We start from the raw sequence: 17,392 nt of genomic DNA on the forward strand, positions 1-17,392 counted from the left end.
CGTGTCAGACAAGTTACCGCCCAAACCGGAAATCGGCCTGCCCTTGTGGTTGTTGGCCGAGCTGACGTATCGCTGCCCGTTGCAATGCCCGTACTGCTCCAATCCGCTGGACTTCGCCGAGCAAGGCAAAGAGCTGAGCACCGAGCAGTGGATCAAGGTATTTCGCGAAGCGCGGGAGATGGGCGCGGCGCAACTGGGCTTTTCCGGCGGTGAACCGCTGGTGCGCCAGGACCTTGCAGAGCTGATCGCCGAGGCACGCAAGTTGGGCTTCTACACTAACCTGATCACCTCCGGCATCGGCCTCACCGAGCAGAAAATCAGCGACTTCAAGAAGGCCGGCCTGGACCATATCCAGATCAGCTTCCAGGCCAGCGACGAGCAAGTGAACAACTTGCTGGCCGGCTCGAAAAAAGCCTTCGCGCAGAAGCTGGAGATGGCCCGCGCGGTAAAAGCCCACGGCTATCCGATGGTGCTGAACTTCGTCACCCACCGGCACAACATCGACAAGATCGACCGGATCATCGAGCTGTGCATCGCCCTTGAGGCGGACTTCGTCGAACTCGCTACCTGCCAGTTTTACGGTTGGGCGCAGCTCAATCGGGTCGGTTTGTTACCGACCAAGGAACAACTGGTCCGCGCCGAACGCATCACCAACGAATACCGCGCCAAGCTCGAAGCCGAAGGGCATCCGTGCAAGCTGATTTTCGTCACGCCGGACTATTATGAAGAACGTCCGAAAGCCTGCATGAATGGCTGGGGCAGTATTTTTCTGACGGTCACGCCGGACGGAACCGCACTGCCGTGTCACGGCGCCCGACAGATGCCGGTGCAGTTTCCCAACGTGCGTGATCACAGCATGCAGCACATCTGGTACGACTCGTTCGGCTTCAACCGCTTTCGCGGTTACGACTGGATGCCCGAGCCGTGTCGCTCGTGCGACGAGAAAGAAAAGGACTTTGGCGGCTGCCGTTGCCAGGCGTTCATGCTCACGGGTGACGCGAGCAATGCCGACCCGGTGTGCAGCAAGTCGGAACATCACGGCGTGATCCTCAAGGCCCGCGAAGAAGCCGAGCACGCGACCCAGACCATCGAACAACTGGCCTTTCGCAATGAACGAAATTCACGACTCATCGCTAAAAGCTGAGCCCTTCAGCGCTGCCAAAGCCGTCGCGGCCGGGATCGACTTCGCCGAGTTGCAGGCCGGCCGGCATGGCTTGTTCTGGAACGAGTACCGTCCCGAGGACGCCGCGTGTCGAATCTGGCATTGGCGCGATGGCCAGGCGATTTGCCTGACACCGCCGGGATTCAGCGTGCGCAGTCGCGTGTACGAATATGGCGGTGGCGCGTTTTGCCTGACCGATGACGGGATTGTTTTCGTCAACGAGGCCGATCAGCAGTTGTACCGACAGTCACTCACGGGCGCGCCTGAGGTGCTGACTTCCAGTGAATGCCGTTACGGGGATCTGCAGTTCGCCAACGGTCAGGTGTTGGCGGTTGAGGAAAATCGTAATCGGCATCGCCTGGTGGCGATCGATGTGGCTGACGGAACGCGTCATTTGCTGGCCGAGGGCGCGGACTTTTACGCCGCCCCGACGCTGAGCCCGAATGCTCGTCGACTGGCCTGGATCGAGTGGAGCCGCCCGGATCAGCCATGGACCGCGACTCGCTTGATGGTTGCCGAACGTCAGAGCGAGGGCAAATTTGCTCTGCCGCGTTGCGTGGCAGGCAATGATGTTGAAGAGTCGCTGCAACAACCTCGATTCGATGACAGCGGTCGTCTGTTTTGCCTGACCGATCGCGGCGGTTTCTGGCAGCCCTGGATGGAGTCGGCAGATGGGTTGAGTCCTCTGCCCAGTGCTGCCGCCGATCATGGACCGGCGCCGTGGCAGTTGGGCGGCAGCACCTGGATACCGCTCAGCGAAGACACCTACCTGGCCAGCTGGACCGAAGGCGGGTTTGGTCGATTGGGTATTTGCGGTGGCGTCAGTGAGGATTTCACCGGCAACTACAGCCGCTTCCGCCATCTCGCCCTCGATGAGCAGTTCATTTATTGCATCGTCGCTTCGCCGGTCAGTCCCTCAGCGGTTATTGCCATCGACCGCAAGACCCGGAAAGTCGAGGTGCTGGCCGGTGGCGTTGCACCGTTGCCGGCCGAAAAGATCAGCGTTGCGCAAACCCTGCGCTATCCGAGCGGTTCGGGTGAGGCTCACGGTTTCTTTTATCCGGCGATGACCGGTGACGCGAAACCGCCATTGGTGGTGTTTATCCACGGCGGCCCGACATCGGCGTGCTATCCGATGCTCGATCCGCGCATCCAGTATTGGGCGCAACGCGGGTTTGCCGTCGCCGACCTCAACTACCGTGGCAGCAGTGGTTATGGCCGGGCGTATCGCCAGGCGCTGCATTTGAGTTGGGGTGATGTCGATGTGGAGGATGCTTGCGCGGTCGTGACCCATCTCGATGAACGCGGCTTGGTCGACGGCAAACAGGCGTTCATTCGTGGCGGCAGTGCCGGCGGTTACACCACGCTGTGTGCGCTGGCGTTCCATAAAGTCTTCCGCGCCGGTGCCAGCCTTTATGGCGTCAGCGACCCCGTCGCCCTCGGCCGCGCGACCCACAAGTTTGAAGGCGATTACCTGGATTGGCTGATCGGCGACCCGGTGCAGGACGCCGAACGCTACGCCGCACGAACGCCGTTGCTGCATGCGAGCAATATCAGTGTTCCGGTGATTTTCTTTCAGGGCGAACTGGATGCCGTGGTGGTACCGCAACAGACCCGGGACATGGTCACGGCGCTGCATAACAACGGGATTCTGGTTGAAGCGCATTACTACGCCGACGAGCGTCACGGCTTTCGAAAGGCTGGCAATCAGGCGCATGCGCTGGAGCAGGAGTGGTTGTTTTATCGGCGGGTGATGGATCAAACAGATTGAAACCGCAGCGCGTCCTTCGCGGGCAAGCCTCGCTCCTACAGGTGCCATGTCGTGCTGCGACACCAAATCTGTAGGAGCGAGGCTTGCCCGCGAAAGCGATCTACCTGACGCCAAAAAACTCAGCGTTTGGCGATGATATAAACCGCATGCACGATCCCTGGAATATAACCGCACAACGTCAGCAGAATATTCAGCCAGAACGCCCCGGCGAAACCGACTTGCAGAAACACACCCAGTGGCGGCAACAGAATGGCGATGATGATACGAATAAAGTCCATGGGGCAGCTCCTGATTTGAAGTTGGCTCGCGTGAGCCATACAACTAATCGACCTGTACCGTTCGTCAGGGTTCAGTGTGAGTCTCGGCCGAATATCAGGATCAGCGTGATTGCGCAGACAAAAAAACGCCCCACGCCAAAAGAATCAGGCGTGGGGCGATGCGTTATACCGCGAGACGGTTCGGGAATTCGTGTAGGGCGAGTCTGATCAGACGGCAATCCCTTTGCGGCACTGCAGTTGCGCGGTGCGTACGCGGGAGAAGGCGCGGGCCAGGCGCAGGAGCATTTCGTCGATGTTGGCTTTGCTGACGGTGAGGGCCGGGGTAAAGCGCAGGCAGTCGGGTTGTGGGGCGTTGAGCAACAAGCCTTCGTATAACGCCGCTTTGACGACGGCGTCCGCCGAATCGTCCGACAGCGTCAGTCCGCAGAGCAGCCCTTGCCCGCGCCATTCACCGTGACCGTAGCGGTGGGACAAACGCTCGAGTCCTTCGCGCAGGTGCTGACCGGTTTCCCTGACGTGCTCGAGAAAGCCCTTGTCTCGCACGCTGTCGAGCACAGCCAGTCCGGCTGCGGTCATCAGTGCATTGCCATGATGTGTACCGGCCATTTCGCCGACATCGAAACAGCAGGCCTTGCCCCGCGCCAGCAACGCCGCCAATGGCACGCCACCGCCCAGCCCTTTGCCGAGAACAACGATGTCTGCCCGAACGCGGTAGGACTCTTCAGCGAGTAAGGTGCCGCAGCGGCCAATACCGGTTTGCACTTCGTCAAAGATCAGCAGGATGCCAAGTTCACGGCACAGGCGTTCGACACCCCTGAGGTAATGTTCGGTGGCTGGAATCACTCCGGCCTCGCTTTGAATCGGCTCGAGCATGATGGCTACGGTCCGGGCGTCAACGACCGCATGCAACGCCGCAAGGTCGTTGAAGGGTACATGGCTGAAGCCAGGCAGCTGCGGCTCGAATCGGTTGACCAGGTTCGCACTGTCCGACGCCGAAATCGTCCCCAGACTACGGCCATGACAACCCTGACTGGCCACGATGATTCGCGAAGCGCCGCCTCGATAGCGTTGACCCCATTTGCGCGCCAGTTTGATCGCCGCTTCACAGGCTTCGCTGCCGCTGTTGAGCAGGTACGCCTGATCACTGCCGGTGCTGGTACACAGTCGCTCGGCAAGATTGAGCATGCCGCGGTTGTGCAGGCCGAAACCGGGATTAATCAGCGACTGAGCCTGCGCCGCGATGGCGTTGACCAGTACCGAAGGGCTATGTCCAAGGCTATTCGCCCCTCCACCTTGGGAAAAATCCAGATAAGCGCGGTCATCGCTGTCCCACAACCACGAGCCCTGGCCGCGTACGAACATCTGTTTCGGCCGCTCGACACTGGGCATCAGGTGCTCGCTGGACAGGTTGTCGCCTTGGGATGGAAGGGCGATGCCCACGGCCAAGTCATCGAGGCTCGGTGGATTGCGACGCAAGTTGAACAAATTCATCTGAAAAAACCTCGCGTGAGGTTTTTTGCCTTACCTATGTAAACACCATCGACGTAAACGGTATTCATCGCGCTCTATGGCCCTGTAAGCCTTGTGAATGCGGTTAGACTAGGCGCAGCAAAGGCGATGAGCCATTTCGATTTCACAGCATTTTCGATAAGCACACCTTATGGATTTCAAGCAACTGCGCTATTTCGTCGCGGTCTACGAAGAGGGCCATGTAGGCCGGGCCGCTGAGCGACTTTCTATTTCCCAACCGGCGCTGTCCCAACAGATCCGCCATCTCGAACAGAACCTCGATGTGAGCCTGTTCGAACGCAGCAGCAAGCGACTACTGCCGACCTTGGCAGCCCACACGTTGTACAACCACGCCCTGCCCTTGCTCGATGGTTTGCAACGGGCGCGCGAAGCCTTGGGCAACTTCAAGGGACAAGCCCTGCGGACTCTGGCTATCGGTGTCTTGCAGACCGTCCACAGCAGCCTGGTGCCCCAGATGCTCGAACGGGTGCGCAAGGCGCAGCCGCATCTGGTGGTGCAGATCTACGAATTGACCGGGCTGGAAATCGAACGGCGCTTGCTCAATGGCTCTTTGGATATCGGCATCAGCTATCTGCCGCCTCGTCAGGCGGGATTGCACGGCGTATTGCTGTACGAAGATGAACTGACCCTGGTCATCCCGGCGGACCATCCACTGCGGGAATTCAAGAAAGTCTCCATGAGTCAGGCCGCCGAGTTGCCGATGTTGCTGTTGGGTGAAGAGTTTCAGGTGCGGCAGATCTGGCAGGCACAACTGGCCAGCCTCGGTCGACGCCCGCAAGTGCAGGCCGAACTGAACAACATGGCAGGCATTCTCGACAGCTTGCCACACACGCGACTCGCTACGGTGTTGCCGGGACGATCGCAACAGGCACACGGCAATAGGGAGCTGCTGTGGAAACCGCTGACCGAGCCGCGAGTGCCGCTGAAAGTCGGGCTGGTGTGTCGCGATGTGCAACGTCAACAAGCCTCGCTGGGCTTATTGCGGACATTGCTTGAGGAAGTGATGAATCGACCGGATGAGCGCTTGAACAGCGCAACAACCCTCGATGGGCTGAGCTGAACACTTTTTTGCGGGCAAAAGAAAACCCCGCCGAAGCGGGGCTTTGCAGACTGTTTCCCTGACATCCATTTCACTCCGCCGTCCTGGCAGAATCCTACGTGTCCGTGTTGTTGCTTTGCGCTTCCTGCGCGACGTCCATGTGAATTAGATTAGCTGTGGATCCAATCTGCATCTATGGGAGAACAGCAGCACGTTATGTAAGAGAATGCTTACAGAACGTTACGAGGTCAGAACTGCGCTGCATCCAGCAAGAACAGCGACTCGCTACCAGCCTTCACCGATGCGCCCAACGAATGAATGCGCGGCAGCAGGCGGGCGAAATAGAAGCGCGCCGTACCCAACTTGCTCGCGTAGAAATCGTCCTGCGCTTCTTTACCGAAGGCGGCTTTGGCCATCAGTGCCCACATATAGGCGTAAGCGACATAACCGAAAACCTGCAAATACTCGACCGACGCAGCGCCGATTTCATTCGGATTGCTTTTCGCCCGGTCGAGCAACCATGCGGTCAGTTCGTCGAGGGTGGTCACGGCATCGTTCAACGGCTTGGTGAACTCGGCCAGATCGGCGCTGGCGGTCGCGGTGAAGTGACGAATCTCGTCAGCGAACAGGTTGTAGAACGCCCCGCCCGTACCGACGATCTTGCGCCCTACAAGGTCCAGCGCCTGAATGCCGTTGGTGCCTTCGTAGATCTGGGTGATGCGCACGTCGCGCACCAGTTGTTCCTGGCCCCATTCACGGATGTAGCCATGGCCGCCGAACACCTGCTGGCCGTGAACCGTGGTTTCCAGCCCCAGGTCAGTCAGAAACGCCTTGGCCACTGGCGTCAGCAGAGCCACCAGGTCTTCCGCACGTTTACGTGTGGTCGCGTCTTCGCTGAACTTGGCGGTGTCCAGTTGCATGGCCACGTAAGTCGAGAAGGCACGACCGCCTTCGTTCGAGGCTTTCATGGTCAGCAGCATGCGCCGCACGTCCGGGTGGACAATGATCGGATCGGCGACTTTGTCTTTGTTCTGCGCGCCGGTTGGCGAACGGCTTTGCAGGCGGTCGCGGGCGTATTCGATGGCGTTCTGGTAAGAGCGTTCGCCGGTCGCCAGGCCTTGGATACCCACACCCAGGCGCTCGTAGTTCATCATGGTGAACATCGCGGCCAAGCCTTTGTTTGGCTCGCCCACGAGGTAACCCACAGCCTCGTCGAAGTTCATCACACAGGTCGCGGACGCCTGGATGCCCATCTTGTGTTCGATCGAACCGCAGTTCGCCGGGTTACGCGCACCCAGGCTGCCATCGGCATTGACCATGAATTTCGGCACCAAAAACAGCGAGATGCCTTTCGGCCCCGCCGGTGCGTCCGGCAGTTTGGCCAACACCAGGTGGATGATGTTTTCGGTCAGGTCGTGCTCGCCGCCGGTGATGAAGATTTTGGTGCCGCTGACTTTGTAGGAACCGTCGGCCTGAGGTTCGGCTTTGGTGCGGATGATCCCCAGGTCGGTACCGGCGTGCGGCTCGGTCAGGCACATGGAACCGGCCCAGACGCCGGCGTACATGTTCGGCAGGTACGCGGCCTTCAGCTCTTCGCTGGCGTGGGCGTTGATCGACAGGCAGGCACCGGCGGTCAGCATCGGGTACAGACCGAACGACAGGCTCGCGGAGTTGACCATTTCTTCGACCTGCGCCGAAACGGCTTTGGGCATGCCCATGCCGCCGTAGGCCGGATCGCCACCGACACCGACCCAACCGCCTTCAGCGTAAGTCTGATAAGCCTGTGGGAAACCTGCCGGCGTGGTGACGGCACCGTCCGCCCAACGGCAACCTTCTTCGTCAGCCGCACGGCTCAGGGGCGCGATGCTTTTGCTGGTGACCTTGCCGGCCTCTTCGAGAATGGCTTCGACGGTTTCCGCATCGACGGTCTCGGCGAGTGCAGGCAGCTCGGCCCAGAGTTTGGCGACCTCGAAAACTTCATTGAGGACGAAGCGCATATCGCGCAGGGGCGCTTTGTAGTCAGCCATGGCAAACCTCGCAAGATCTAAACGGGTGATTCGTAGGGGTGGTGTTGTCGTTGGGTCCGAGTGTAACTCAACAACTTTTGCGACACATAGGGTCAGCCGGTGACCGTTTTGTAATTTTTAGTCATCGAATGATGGTGTCTGTCAGGATGCATTCGCGGGCAAGCCTCGCGCCTACACGGTTTGGTGTCGTACACACGTGACGTGAACAACCCAAACCGGGTAGGCGCGAGGCTTGCCCGCGAAGCTTTTGAAGGCGTAACCGTTACAGCGCAAACAACTCCGCCGGCAGCGTCATCAAACAATCGCTCCCTGCCTCGATGGCCGCCCGATGAGCGGCGGTGCGCGGCAACAAGCGCTTGAAGTAAAACTCACTGGTGGCCAATTTTCCCCGGCAGTAATCAGCATCACCGCTGCCGGCGTCGAGTTGCGCCTGCGCCACCAGCGCCATGCGCAGCCACAAATAGCCAAGGATGATGTAGCCGCTATACATCAGGTAATCCACCGACGCGGCGCCGACTTCATCCGGATTTTTCATCGCTGCCATGCCGACCTTGGTGGTCAACTCGCCCCATTGCTGATTCAGCCCGTTGAGCTGCGCCACATAGCTGGCGAGCTGCGGATGCTCAGCGTTGGCGGCGCAGAACGTGTGGACGATTTTGGTGAAGCCGCGCAGCAGTTTGCCTTGGCTGCCGAGCACTTTACGCCCCAGCAGGTCCAGTGCCTGAATGCCATTGGTGCCTTCGTAGATCGGCGCGATCCGGCAATCGCGTACCAGCTGCTCCATGCCCCATTCACGAATGAAACCGTGGCCACCAAACACCTGCATGCCATGGTTGGTCACTTCCAGCCCGGTATCGGTCATGAACGCTTTGCAGATCGGCGTCAGGAACGCCAACAGGTTTTCGGCATCCTGACGCGCCGTGGCATCCGGGCTCAGATGCGCGACGTCGAGCAACTGAGCGGTGAAATACGTCAGCGCCCGATTGCCTTCGTTGAAGGCCTTCATGGTCAGCAACATTCGGCGCACATCAGGATGAACGATGATCGGGTCGGCGGCTTTTTCCGGTGCTTTCGGTCCCGTCAGCGCACGCATCTGCAAACGGTCGTTGGCGTACTTGATGGCGCCCTGAAAGCTCGCCTCGCCCAGACACAGCCCCTGCATCCCGGTGCCAAGACGCGCGTGGTTCATCATGGTGAACATGCAGTTCAGGCCCTTGTTCGGCTCACCGATCAAGAAGCCCTTGGCCTCATCGAAGTTGAGCACGCAGGTGGCCGAGGCCTTGATGCCCATCTTGTGTTCGATCGAGCCGCAGGAAACGCCATTGCGCTCCCCCGCTTCACCTTCGGCATTGGGCAGGAACTTGGGCACGATAAACAGCGAAATACCCTTGGTGCCGGCCGGCGCATCCGGCAGCTTCGCCAGCACCAGGTGAACGATGTTGTCGCTCATGTCGTGCTCGCCGGCGGAGATGAAAATCTTGCTGCCGGAGATCGCATAGCTGCCGTCCGCCACAGGCACGGCGCGGGTTTTGATGATGCCCAGGTCGGTGCCGCAATGGGCTTCGGTCAGGCACATGGTGCCAGTCCATTGGCCTGCGGTGAGCTTGCTCAGGTACGTCTGTTTTTGCTCCTCGGTGCCGTGGGCATGGATCGCCGACATCGCACCGTGGGTCAGGCCGGGATACATGCCCCAGGACGTATTGCTGGAGCCGACCATCTCACTGATGACCAGCCCCAGCGAGCTTGGCAGGCCTTGGCCACCGTAAGCAGGATCAGCCGCCAGACCATGCCAGCCGCCCTCGACGTATTGGGCGAAGGCCTGCTTGAAGCCTGTGGGCGTTGTCACCACGCCATTGTCGAAATGGCAGCCTTCTTCGTCACCGCTGCGATTGAGCGGTGCGAGCACGTTCTCACAGAATTTCGCGCCTTCTTCGAGGATTGCATTGACCATGTCCGGGCTGGCATCGGTGGCGCCCAGCGCAGCGTAGTTGCTGTGAAAGTCGAAGACGTGGTCGATCAGAAAGCGCATGTCGCGCAGGGGAGCTTTGTACTCAGGCATGGTCATTTCTCCGGCAGCAGATGCCTCAAACCTACTGCCGCCGACCTTGCCTCACAATCACAGTCCAGACGCTGAATGCGCCATCATCACTCAACCCGCAGCGGCGTCCATGCGCACGGCGCCACGGCGGTTCTGACCGAAGGCCACCACACAGTTTCGCCCGGCACCCTTGGCGCTGTAGAGCGCTTCGTCGGCAGACTTGAGCACTTGCTCAGGGATGCGCTGCTCCAGCCGTTCGGCGACGCCGATACTCACTGTGACCGACACACTGGAGGCGCCGGAACCCGCGCGGCGCTGGCGACCCTGCTGGTCATCCTGTGGCCGGCTGTCCTGATTGCGCAGTTGAATGTTGTAGGTGGCAATGGACTCGCGAATGACTTCCAGGTGCGGCATACACTCTTCGAGGGTTTTACCCGCAAACACCAGCGCAAATTCCTCACCACCGTAGCGATACGCCCTACCGCCACCGCCGATTTTCGACAGCTTGCTGGCGACCAGCCGCAGTACCTGATCGCCGACATCGTGGCCGTGGGTGTCGTTGAATTTCTTGAAATGGTCGACGTCACTCATCGCCAATACGTAATTGCGCCCCAGGCGTTGCATGCGCTCATTCAAGGCGCGGCGGCCGGGCAGCCCGGTCAGCTCGTCGCGGAAGGCCATTTGATAGGCTTCATGGGCAACCGCTGCGGCAATCATCAGCATTACCTGGCTGCACATGATGTTCAGGGTAAACGGCAGGATGAAGGTTTTCGGCAACATCCAGAACAACCCGAGCAAGCCGACCAATTGCGCCGCGTGCAACGGCCGCGGATTGCGCCAGTACTGCCAGCTCAGCAACACAAATGCGCCGATAAACACCGGATAGGACAGCTGAATCAGGCTCATCCACGCGCCATGCAGGGCCGGCCAGCGAATTTCCGACAGCCACATCAGCAACGCCTGTGGGTAACTTTGTTCCAGCCCCAATGCCACGCTGCCAACGGCCAGCAACACGGCGAAGCGCGCCACCATGTCCTGAAACAGATGGGTACGTTCCTGCCAGGCAGCGAACACGCCAAACAACAGCGGCAGCAGCAGACAGCACAAATGAAAGACCACGGCGGCGTCTTCACGCACCTTGCCGTTGTCGCGGTAGTAGTCGGTCTGGGTGTCGAGCAGGTAGTAGGCGATGTACACCGTCACCATCAGAAACAGTTCACGCTGGCGTCGGTAAACCGCGCAGTAAGCACCGCCGAGCAACAACACCAAAGTAGGCAATACGTTGAACAGCGAGGTGAAGAAAACGTTGAGATCTTTGACGTAGGCAGCCGCAAGCCCCGCGAGCAAAAGCAGCAATGACGGCAGGAAATGGCTGAAACGTACAGCGGAAGAACGCGGCAAGGGGTAGAGCTCCGACCCGTCAGATCAATAGATGGCATTGTGCCCACCCACGTTAACGGCAGAGGTCCTGACTTACTGAGCGATTAGACGAGGTTTTTTTAAGGCTGCATTGCCACAACGCGCTCCGTAGCAGTTGGCACAGACTGCGTTCGACTCGGGTAGCGAAACCGTTGTCATACAGCGTGGTCAGGTTGTCCGCTACCGCCCGCACAAAAAAAAACCGCCACTCCCGAAGGAGCAGCGGTTGTTTTGAAATACTTCGTTAAGGCTTAGTAGCCCAGTGCGAAGTCTTCTTCTTTCATGTCCATCAGGTTGTTCGCGCCCGACAGCATGGTTGCAACGTGAGTGCGGGTACGCGGCAAGATGCGCTGGAAGTAGAAGCGCGCCGTCTGCAGTTTGGCGGTGTAGAACGCCTCTTCCGAGGTGCCGGCAGCCAGTTTTTCGGCAGCCAGTCGCGCCATGTCAGCCCAGAAGTAAGCCAGGCAGGCGTAACCGGAGTACATCAGGTAATCCACGGACGCCGCGCCGACTTCTTCGCGATCTTTCATGGCCGCCATACCGACCTTCATGGTCAGCTCGCCCCACTCTTTGTTCAGCGCAGCCAATGGCTCGACGAACTCTTTGACCGCTTCGTTGCCTTCGTTGGTCTGGCAGAACTTGTGGACGATCTTGGTGAAGCCCTTGAGCGCCTCGCCTTGAGTCATCAGCACTTTGCGGCCCAGCAGATCGAGTGCCTGGATGCCGGTGGTGCCTTCGTACAGCATCGAAATGCGGCTGTCGCGAACGTTCTGCTCCATGCCCCACTCGGCGATGAAGCCGTGGCCGCCGTAGATTTGCACGCCGTGGTTGGCGGATTCGAAACCGACTTCAGTCATGAAGGCTTTGGCGATTGGCGTCATGAACGCCAGCAGTGCGTCAGCTTTCTTCTTCTCTTCTTCGTCCACGCCGTACTTGACGATGTCGACCTGCTTGGCCGTGAAGTAAACCATCGCGCGGTTGCCTTCGGCGAACGCCTTCATGGTCAACAGCATACGACGCACGTCAGGGTGAACGATGATCGGGTCAGCGGCTTTTTCCGGCGCTTTCGGGCCAGTAAGGGAGCGCATTTGCAGGCGATCGCGAGCGTATTTCAGGCCGCCCTGGAAGCCGATCTCGGCGTGCGCCAGACCTTGCAACGCAGTGCCCAGACGCGCGGTGTTCATAAAGGTGAACATGCAGTTCAGGCCTTTGTTCGCCGGGCCGATCAGGAAACCGGTGGCCGCGTCGAAGTTCATCACGCAGGTAGCGTTACCGTGGATGCCCATTTTGTGTTCCAGGGAACCGCAGGTCACGGCGTTACGTGCGCCGATCGAACCGTCCGCGTTCGGCATGAACTTGGGAACGATGAACAGCGAAATGCCTTTGGTACCCGCCGGTGCATCCGGCAGGCGTGCCAGCACGATGTGGACGATGTTGTCGGCCATGTCGTGTTCGCCGGCCGAAATGAAAATCTTGGTGCCGGAGACTTTGTAGGACCCGTCGGCCTGAGGTTCGGCCTTGGTGCGCAGCATGCCCAGGTCGGTCCCGCAGTGCGGTTCGGTCAGGCACATGGTGCCGGTCCATTCGCCGGACACCAGTTTGGTCAGGTAAGCCTCTCGCTGCTCTGGCGTACCGTGCTCGGAAATGGTGTTCATCGCGCCGTGCGACAGGCCTGGGTACATGCCCCACGACCAGTTGGCTTCGCCGACCATTTCGCTGACCGCCAGACCCAGAGACTCCGGCAAGCCTTGGCCGCCGTGCTCTACGTCGTGGGCCAGGCTTGGCCAGCCGCCTTCGACAAATTGTTTGTAGGCTTCTTTGAAGCCCGTCGGGGTTTTAACGCCGGACTCGCTCCAGGTGCAGCCTTCGGTGTCACCCACGCGGTTCAGCGGTGCCAGCACCTGCTCACAAAACTTGGCGCCTTCTTCAAGAATGGCGTCAACCATGTCCGGAGTTGCGTCTGCGCAAGCCGGAAGGCTCTGATAGTGCGCTTCGTAGCCGAGCAGTTCGTCACGAACGAAGCGAATATCACGCAAGGGGGCCTTGTAGTCAGGCATAGCGATAAACCTCTGCTGATGTAACCGGGAATGAACGACCGTGTTGATTTGTTGTGACGGTCAAACAGTTGTTTGAAACATACGTTTACGCCCAAATCTTGTCAAGCGCCGATCTTTTGCCGTTCGTCATCACGCCCATGGGAATGCCGGACACACAGAAGCCCACGCTCGCTGCACAGGCAACACGCTGTTGAGGAAAGATTAGTTGAGGGAGAAGGACTTACGCAGAAAAACGCCGCGAAAAGTCGCGGCGTAGCAGAAGCGGATTCAGCGAGGGATCAAGCGAACGTGTCGATCAACGTGCCGAGCATTTCATCCGATGCCTTGGCGACTTTGACACCCAGCTCAACCTGAAACTTGCCCTGGGATAGCTCGACCACATTGCTGGCCAAGTCAGATTGCTGACTGCGGTCGACCGCACGCAGACGATCGACCTGAGCCTCGGAAGACTGGCTGGTCACCGACCGTTCGATGGTCGTGTTGGCGATCTGCCCGGCGGCTTGATCGACACGGTTCTGTCCTGTCTGAATCGTGCTCAGACCGGCATAAAAAGCGGTGTTTCCTGAGATTTCCATGGGAGAACACGTCCTTGCAAAGGATCAACAGCGGCCATTGAAGCAGACACACGGGCAAAACACCCGACAAAAACCCTAATGGCACCGTGCCTTGTCATAGTCAAAAGCTAGTCCAGCAAATCCAGTTGCAGATGCTCGGCCACCGCTTCCGCCGTCACCACCTTGAGTTTTGGCACCCGCCCGAGGCACGGCGCGGGGATTCGCTCGGCGAGTGTCGCCAGGTTTTCCTCCAGGCGCGAAGTCTTGGGATCGATGATATTGGCCACCCAACCCGCCAGTTGCAAACCGTCCTGAGCGATCGCTTCGGCGGTCAGCAATGCATGATTGATGCAACCCAAGCGCACGCCGACCACCAGGATAACCGGCAAGCCCAGCGCCATCGCCAGGTCCGACAGGTTGTCCTGATCGGCCAATGGCACGCGCCAGCCACCGGCGCCTTCGATCAAGGTGAAATCTGCCTGCATGTCGAGAATTTCCTGCATCGGCGTCAATAGCGATTGCACCGTCAACGCCACGCCGGCCTCTCGCGCCGCCAGGTGCGGAGCGATGGCGGGCTCGAACGCCACTGGGTTGACCTGTGCATAGGTCAACGGCACCGAACACTCCGCCAGCAATGCCAACGCATCGGCATTGCGCAAACCCTTGGGCGTCACATCGCAACCGGAGGCAACCGGTTTGCCCGCGGCCGTGCTCATGCCCGCCAACCGCGCGGCATGCAACAAGCCTGCGGCGACGGTGGTCTTGCCGACATCAGTGTCAGTACCGGTGATGAAATAGGCTGCGCTCATAAGGGTTTCTCCAAAACGGCGTAGACCACTTGATAAGTCGCCGGCAGGCCTTGTGCCTGCCGAAACTGCTCATAAGCCTCGACCAGGCCGAGGATCCTTGCCCTGCCGGTCAACCCGCCGGGCCGACCAGGGTTCAGGTTGTGCGCGCCCAGCGCCTTGAGTTCATGGGTCAGGCTGCGGACATCCGGGTAATGCAACACATGCGGACGGGTTTCCAGCGTCGCGATGTTCAAGCCACTGTCCGCGCACAGCTGTTGATAAATCCCGAACTCACGGAAGCGATTGACGTGCACCATGCCGTCCACCTGACGCCAACTGTCACGCAACTCGTACAACGTCCCCACGCACAGACTAGCAAACGCGAAAATGCCCCCCGGTTTCAGCACCCGATGCGCTTCACTGAGCACCGCGGCGAAGTCCGAACACCACTGCACCGCCAGGCTGGAAAAGATCAGGTCGAAGGTCGAATCCTGCAAGGGCAAACGCTCGGCATCACCGGCAACAAAATGCACAGCGCCGCCCAACGGCCGTGCGTGATTGAGCATGCCTTCAGCGATGTCCAGCGCCACGCCATGACCGGCAGGAAAACGCTCACCCAGCGCACGGCTGAAATGCCCGGTGCCACACCCCAGATCGAGCCAACGGCCCGGCACAAACTCATCGGGCAAACGGCTCATTAATTGGCTGCCGACATCACGCTGCAATTCGGCCACGCTGTCATAGCTTGCCGCCGCGCGGGAAAAGGACGCCGCTACCTGGCGCTTGTCGGGCAAGCCGCCGGGCAGGTTGGGAAGGGATAAATCAGTCATCGCCGAACTCATGCAAAAAGGCCTGAATCGCCCCCGCGACACCGTGAGGGTCTTCCAGGAGAAACGCGTGGCTGGCCTGTTCGATCAGGCCGATTTCGACATCCGGCAGCAACGTCAGCAGGTCGCCCGCCGCTTCGGCCGGGACCAGTCCGTCGAGGCCGGCGAACAAGTGCAATTGCGGACCGCGAAAGGTTTGCAATGCCTGACGGGTATCCAGTTGAGCGAGTAACTCCAGGCCGCTCATCAACACCTCTGCCGACGTGTGTGGCGCGCCACCGAGCAACAGCCGCGACAAGCCGCGCGGGTCTTCGGCGCCTTGCGCGCAGAGCAGTGAAAAGCGTTTCAACGTCAGGCGCGGATCGGCATTGCAGCCCGCCAGAAACGCATCGAAGGTCTCGCCGGGCATCGCGCTCGGCCATTGCTCATGAGCGACAAACGAAGGATTGCTCGCCAGGGTCAGCAAGCCGCAGCAACGATCACCGCGCCGGGCCGCCAATTCGGAAGCGAGCATGCCGCCGAGGGACCAGCCACCGAGCCAGGCATCCTGCGGCACGGTCGAATCGAGTTCATCGAGCCATTCTTCAAGATTGCTCGACGCCAACTCCGGCAATGGCTCGATCTCGACTTGCAGGTGTTCATCCAGCCCCTGCAAGGCGGCCGCCAATGGCTCAAGCGGCGAAATCCCGAGGCCCCAGCCGGGCAGCAGAATCAAACGATTACGCATGGCTTGGCTCCGGTCCCAGTTGTTGAAAACAATCGGCCAGTCCATTTAACAATAGCTGCACCTGCGCCTCGCTGTGGGCGGCGGTCAGGGTCACACGCAGACGGGCGCTGCCGGCCGGCACGGTCGGCGGGCGGATCGCGGTCACCATCAGCCCGCGCTCACGCAACATCTGCGACAAGCGCACCGCACGCCCGGCGTCGCCGACCATGATCGGCTGGATCGGCGTGAAGCTGTCCATCAACTCCAGGCCAATCTGCTCGGCGCCTTGGCGGAACTGACGGATCAGCGTCTTCAGATGCTCACGTCGCCAATGTTCAGTGCGCAGCAGTTCGAGGCTTTTCAGCGTCGCGCAGGCCAGCGCCGGCGGTTGGCTGGTGGTGTAGATGTAAGGGCGAGCGAACTGAATCAGGCTCTCGATCAGCTCTTCGCTGCCGGCAACAAATGCACCGGCCGTACCGAACGCCTTGCCGAGGGTGCCGACCAATACCGGCACATCTTCCTGACTCAGACCAAAATGCTCGACGATCCCGCCGCCATTGGCGCCCAGCGGACCAAAGCCGTGCGCGTCATCGACCATCAGCCACGCGCCTTTGGCCTTGGCCTCTCGAGCCAGCGCCGGCAGGTCGGCTATATCACCGTCCATGCTGAACACGCCGTCGGTGACCACCAGCGTATTGCCGGTGGCCTTCTCCAGGCGTTTGGCCAGACTCGCGGCGTCGTTGTGCAGATAACGATTGAAGCGCGCACCGGACAGCAGGCCCGCATCCAGCAACGACGCATGATTGAGCCGGTCTTCCAGCACCGTATCGCCCTGCCCGACCAGCGCGGTGACCGCGCCGAGGTTGGCCATATAACCGGTGGTGAACAGCAACGCACGCGGGCGACCGGTCAGGTCGGCCAAGGCTTCTTCCAGCGCGTGATGCGGGCTGCTGTGGCCGATGACCAAGTGCGACGCACCGCCACCGACGCCCCATTTCGAAGCGCCAGCACGCCAGGCTTCGATCACTTGCGGGTGATTGGCCAGGCCCAGGTAGTCGTTGTTACAGAACGCCAGCAACGGCTGGCCATCGACCACCACTTCCGGGCCTTGGGGGCTTTCGAGCAATGGACGCTGGCGATAGAGATTTTCGGCACGACGGGCAGCAAGGCGTGCGGCGAGATCGAAAGACATGCAG

At 60.0% G+C, this 17,392-nt stretch carries 14 protein-coding genes; 3 read left to right on the forward strand and 11 right to left on the reverse strand.

Annotated elements, in window-relative coordinates:
* The first annotated feature begins 1 nt into the window (after position 1).
* Together pqqE and ACA057_RS28850 are read left to right on the forward strand one after the other, a co-directional pair.
* Positions 2–1,144 (forward strand): pyrroloquinoline quinone biosynthesis protein PqqE, encoded by a 1,143-nt coding sequence (gene pqqE / locus ACA057_RS28845; protein WP_161794744.1) that lies wholly within the window; start codon positions 2–4, stop codon positions 1,142–1,144.
* On the forward strand, positions 1,110–2,933 hold the full coding sequence (locus ACA057_RS28850) for a S9 family peptidase (RefSeq protein WP_497344208.1): 1,824 nt from the start codon (positions 1,110–1,112) through the stop codon (positions 2,931–2,933). Before pqqE ends, ACA057_RS28850 begins: the two co-directional genes overlap by 35 nt.
* Positions 2,934–3,052: 119 nt before the next feature.
* Here the strand turns inward: ACA057_RS28850 and ACA057_RS28855 are convergent, their stop codons facing one another.
* Both ACA057_RS28855 and ACA057_RS28860 read right to left on the reverse strand, forming a co-directional pair.
* Positions 3,053–3,211 carry a YqaE/Pmp3 family membrane protein gene (locus ACA057_RS28855; RefSeq protein WP_007904205.1) on the reverse strand — a complete coding sequence of 53 codons (159 nt, stop codon included), beginning with the start codon at positions 3,209–3,211 and terminating at the stop codon, positions 3,053–3,055.
* 207 nt (positions 3,212–3,418) lie between these two features.
* Entirely contained in the window at positions 3,419–4,702 is a 1,284-nt protein-coding gene (locus ACA057_RS28860; RefSeq protein WP_497344210.1) for an aspartate aminotransferase family protein, read from the reverse strand.
* A 169-nt stretch (positions 4,703–4,871) separates the two neighbouring features.
* Between ACA057_RS28860 and ACA057_RS28865 the strand changes: the two genes are divergently transcribed.
* A complete protein-coding gene (locus ACA057_RS28865; protein WP_497344212.1) occupies positions 4,872–5,801 on the forward strand; it encodes a LysR family transcriptional regulator in 930 nt (309 codons plus the stop codon).
* Between the two features lie 227 nt (positions 5,802–6,028).
* Here the strand turns inward: ACA057_RS28865 and ACA057_RS28870 are convergent, their stop codons facing one another.
* The 9 genes from ACA057_RS28870 to bioF form a co-directional block, all read right to left on the reverse strand.
* Positions 6,029–7,807, reverse strand: coding sequence for an acyl-CoA dehydrogenase C-terminal domain-containing protein (locus tag ACA057_RS28870; protein WP_497344214.1), 1,779 nt, complete (start codon positions 7,805–7,807; stop codon positions 6,029–6,031).
* Between the two features lie 262 nt (positions 7,808–8,069).
* Entirely contained in the window at positions 8,070–9,866 is a 1,797-nt protein-coding gene (locus ACA057_RS28875; protein ID WP_497344216.1) for an acyl-CoA dehydrogenase C-terminal domain-containing protein, read from the reverse strand.
* Positions 9,867–9,956: 90 nt separating this feature from the next.
* The gene (locus ACA057_RS28880) at positions 9,957–11,246 is read right to left on the reverse strand and encodes a GGDEF domain-containing protein (RefSeq protein WP_497344218.1); all 1,290 of its coding nucleotides are present in this window, start codon (positions 11,244–11,246) and stop codon (positions 9,957–9,959) included.
* A gap of 269 nt (positions 11,247–11,515) precedes the next feature.
* On the reverse strand, positions 11,516–13,321 hold the full coding sequence (locus ACA057_RS28885) for a phenylacyl-CoA dehydrogenase (RefSeq protein ID WP_497344220.1): 1,806 nt from the start codon (positions 13,319–13,321) through the stop codon (positions 11,516–11,518).
* A 278-nt stretch (positions 13,322–13,599) separates the two neighbouring features.
* On the reverse strand, positions 13,600–13,896 hold the full coding sequence (locus tag ACA057_RS28890; protein WP_497344222.1) for a pyrroloquinoline quinone biosynthesis protein PqqE: 297 nt from the start codon (positions 13,894–13,896) through the stop codon (positions 13,600–13,602).
* Between the two features lie 107 nt (positions 13,897–14,003).
* Entirely contained in the window at positions 14,004–14,684 is a 681-nt protein-coding gene (bioD, locus tag ACA057_RS28895) for a dethiobiotin synthase (RefSeq protein WP_497344224.1), read from the reverse strand.
* A complete protein-coding gene (gene bioC, locus ACA057_RS28900) occupies positions 14,681–15,493 on the reverse strand; it encodes a malonyl-ACP O-methyltransferase BioC (RefSeq protein WP_497344226.1) in 813 nt (270 codons plus the stop codon). Before bioC ends, bioD begins: the two co-directional genes overlap by 4 nt.
* Complete coding sequence (locus tag ACA057_RS28905; protein ID WP_497344228.1) at positions 15,486–16,217, reverse strand: alpha/beta fold hydrolase; 732 nt, start codon at positions 16,215–16,217, stop codon at positions 15,486–15,488. Before ACA057_RS28905 ends, bioC begins: the two co-directional genes overlap by 8 nt.
* Positions 16,210–17,388: an 8-amino-7-oxononanoate synthase gene (gene bioF, locus ACA057_RS28910; RefSeq protein WP_059407419.1), complete on the reverse strand. Its 1,179-nt coding sequence runs from the start codon at positions 17,386–17,388 to the stop codon at positions 16,210–16,212. Before bioF ends, ACA057_RS28905 begins: the two co-directional genes overlap by 8 nt.
* Between the last annotated feature and the right edge of the window lie 4 nt (positions 17,389–17,392).

The sequence above is a fragment of the Pseudomonas sp. LBUM1661 genome, assembly GCF_059695925.1.